General features: G+C 71.7%; 3 protein-coding genes. 2 read left to right on the top strand and 1 reads right to left on the bottom strand.

What is annotated here, in order from left to right:
• A partial coding sequence (locus ACFFNX_RS46540; RefSeq protein ID WP_378212775.1) for an MFS transporter occupies window positions 1–1,483 on the bottom strand: 1,483 nt, incomplete at its 3' end.
• 85 nt (window positions 1,484–1,568) lie between these two features.
• On the opposite strand from ACFFNX_RS46540, the gene ACFFNX_RS46535 reads away from it, so the two are divergent.
• Both ACFFNX_RS46535 and ACFFNX_RS46530 read left to right on the top strand, forming a co-directional pair.
• Window positions 1,569–1,976: a MarR family winged helix-turn-helix transcriptional regulator gene (locus tag ACFFNX_RS46535; RefSeq protein WP_378212774.1), complete on the top strand. Its 408-nt coding sequence runs from the start codon at window positions 1,569–1,571 to the stop codon at window positions 1,974–1,976.
• A 366-nt stretch (window positions 1,977–2,342) separates the two neighbouring features.
• Window positions 2,343–3,025: uroporphyrinogen-III synthase (locus ACFFNX_RS46530; RefSeq protein ID WP_378212773.1), on the top strand; the 683-nt coding region annotated here is incomplete at its 3' end.

Here is a 3,025-nt window from a genome sequence, read left to right as displayed (position 1 = left end):
CTTCCACCTCGGCCGGCACGAGCGCGGCGCGGTGCGCGCCGACGCGGCGGGTGCGGCGGCGTACGGCGAACGGGACGAGGGCCATGGCCAGGCCGGCGACGGCCACGAAGGTCACGAGGACCAGGCCGGGCCGGTACTCGGCGAGGACCCCCTCGGGCGTACGGGCCGGGGGACCGTCGCCGGAGATGACGGCGGTGGTGACGGCCAGCACCAGGGCGGCGCCGACCTGGGCGGCCGTCTGCACGAGCCCGGCCGCCAGGCCCTGTTCGTCGTCGTGGATCCCCGCGGTCGCCTGGACGTTGATCGAGGGGAACCCGAGCGCGAAGCCGATGCCGAGCAGGATCGCGGTCGGCAGGATCGCCGTGACGTACACCGGGTGCGTGCCGATGGGCAGGAACAACACGTATCCGGCGGACATCGCCGCCAGCCCGCCGACGATGAACCGCGCCGTGCCGAACCGGTCGATCATCGTGCCGGCGAACGGCGCGCTGAACGCGACGAGCAGCCCGGTCGGCAGCAGGGCGAGCGCCATCCTCAGCGGCGCCCAGCCGAGCACGTCCTGCAGGTAGAGCGTGATGATGAACTGGAACGACGTGTAGGAGCCGAACAGCGCGACGATGGCGAGGTTGGCCCGCACGAGCGTGCCCTTGCGCAGGATGCCGAGCCGCACCAGCGGGTGCCGCACGCGGCGCTCGACGTACACGAACGCGGTGAGCAGCAGGATCACCCCGGCGAACAGGGCGAGCGTCACCGGTGAGGTCCAGCCCCGGCCCGGAGCCGACACCAGGTCGTAGACGAGCAGGAGCATCGCGCCGGTGGAGGTCAGCGCGCCGAGGATGTCGTGACCGCCGGAGGAGGCGGGCGCGTCGCGGGGGATCAGCGCGAGTCCGGCGGTGAGCGCGACGATCGCGATCGGCACCGGCATGAGGAACGTCCACCGCCAGCCGATGCCGGTCATCAGTCCGCCGAAGATCAGGCCGGAGGAGTAGCCGCTGGCGCCGAAGACCGTGTAGATCGACAGCGCCTTGTTGCGCATGCGGCCCTCGGCGAAGGTCGTGGTGATGATCGACAGGCCGGTCGGGGCGGTGAACGCCGCGCTGACGCCCTTGATGAATCGCGTGGCGATCAGCAGCGGGCCGGAGTCGACGAGCCCGCCGAGCAGCGACGCGACGGCGAACACCGCAAGGGCGATCAGGAAGACCCGCCGCCGGCCGAGGAGGTCGGCGGTACGGCCGCCCAGCAGGAGCAGGCCCCCGTAGCCCAGGACGTATCCGCTGACGATCCACTGCAGGCTCGACGTCGTCAGGTGCAGCTCGGTGCCGATCGACGGCAGTGCGACGCCGACCATCGACACGTCGAGGCCGTCGAGGAACAGCACGAGGGAGAGCACGGCGAGAACGCCCCACAGGCGTGCGGGCCAGCGCTGCCGACGGGGCAGGTCGTTATCGGACAAAAGGGATTCAGGTGTCACGGTCGTGGTCACCGGACCGAAGTTACATGCGCATGCATTGAATGTCCACGCATTTAATGTGCTTGCATTGAACTGGCCGGGATGGTATGTTCCGGCCATGAGCGATGCCGGTGAAGAGGTGGTCGTCGGGCGCTGGCGCGACCTGCTCGCCTGCTACAGCAGGGTGTCGTGCGCGCTGGACCGCGCGCTGCAGGACGCACACGGCATCGGCATGAGCGAGTTCGAGGCGCTCGACCGGCTCGTCGACGCGACGTGCGAGCAGCGCCGCATGCACGACCTGGCGGGTGACATGTACCTCAGCCAGAGCGCGCTGTCCCGCACGGTGGCCCGGCTCGAGCGGGCGGGTCTCGTCGAGCGCACCATGTGTGCCGACGACCGCCGCGCGATCTTCGTAACGCTCACCGAGGCCGGCCGCGAACGCCACGCGCAGGCCCGCCGGACGCAGCGTGCCGTCCTCTCCGAACACCTTGTGCCCGAGCCCGTTCCCGTACGGGCGCACGCCTGAAATCCCCCTCCTGACCTCACCCGGCGGTCCCGTCTCGTCGGTGTGCCCGTGCGTGACCAGGTCAGGGGGCCGGTGAGCGGCTTGTAGCACAGCGGTAACAAGCGGGACCCAGTGCCGAAACGCCCCCTCGTAAAGATCGTGGTCAAGTCGTCTCCGGGGAGAGGGTGAGCGGATGACTGGCCGCTGCGTCGTGGTCGGGTACGGGAGGGCGGCTCATCGTCCCGCCGGAGCGTGGCCTCGTCTCGCGGATCCGTATGGACCTTACTATGTAAAGGCCGCGGGCCATGGCGCGCCGCCCGGTCCTCCCGGCATGATCCGCCACCGGCCGGAGCCACACCGGGCCGGTCACGCGGAGGTGGCCGGGTCGTGAACGCCGAGCCGCTGGCCGGGTTCACCGTCGGCGTCACGGCCGCACGCCGCCGTGAGGAGCTGTCCGCCCTGCTGGAGCGCAGGGGCGCGCGGGTGGTGTACGCGCCGGCGATCCGTCTGGTGCCGCTCGCCGACGACACCGAACTGCTCGATGCCACCCGCGAGCTGCTGGCCGAGCCGGTCGACGACGTGATCGTCACGACGGGCGTGGGCTTTCGCGCGTGGGTGGAGGCGGCGGAGGGCTGGGGCCTGCGCGACGACCTGGTCAAACTGCTGAGCGACGCACGCATCCTCACCCGCGGGCCGCGGGCGAGGGGCGCGGTCCGCGCGGCCGGGGTGACCGAGACCTGGTCGCCGGAGTCGGAGCGCTGGGAGGAGGTCCTGCGCCACCTGCTGGAGGAGGACGACCTCGCCGGGCGCCGGATCGCGGTGCAGCTGTACGGCGAGCCCACACCGCAGCTGACCGGCACGCTCCGCCGCGCGGGCGCGCGGGTCGTGGAGATCCCGGTGTACCGGTGGGCGCGCAGCGACGACCCGACACCCCTGCGCCGCCTGGTCGGGCAGGCGGTGTCCGGCACGGTCGACGCGATCACGTTCACCAGCGCGCCCGCGGTCGCCGCCACCCTGGCCGTCGCGGCCGACGACAACCTCGAAGGAATGCTCCTGGGCGCGCTGCGGAC

The organism is Actinoallomurus acaciae (assembly GCF_042429965.1).
GTDB lineage: Bacteria > Actinomycetota > Actinomycetes > Streptosporangiales > Streptosporangiaceae > Actinoallomurus > Actinoallomurus acaciae.
This window is presented reverse-complemented; position numbering and strand designations above follow the sequence as displayed.

What these genes read in the sequence shown, in the direction of transcription:
- ACFFNX_RS46535 (WP_378212774.1), top strand. Translation starts at nt 1,569, where the DNA reads ATGAGCGATGCCGGTGAAGAGGTGGTCGTCGGGCGCTGGCGCGACCTG.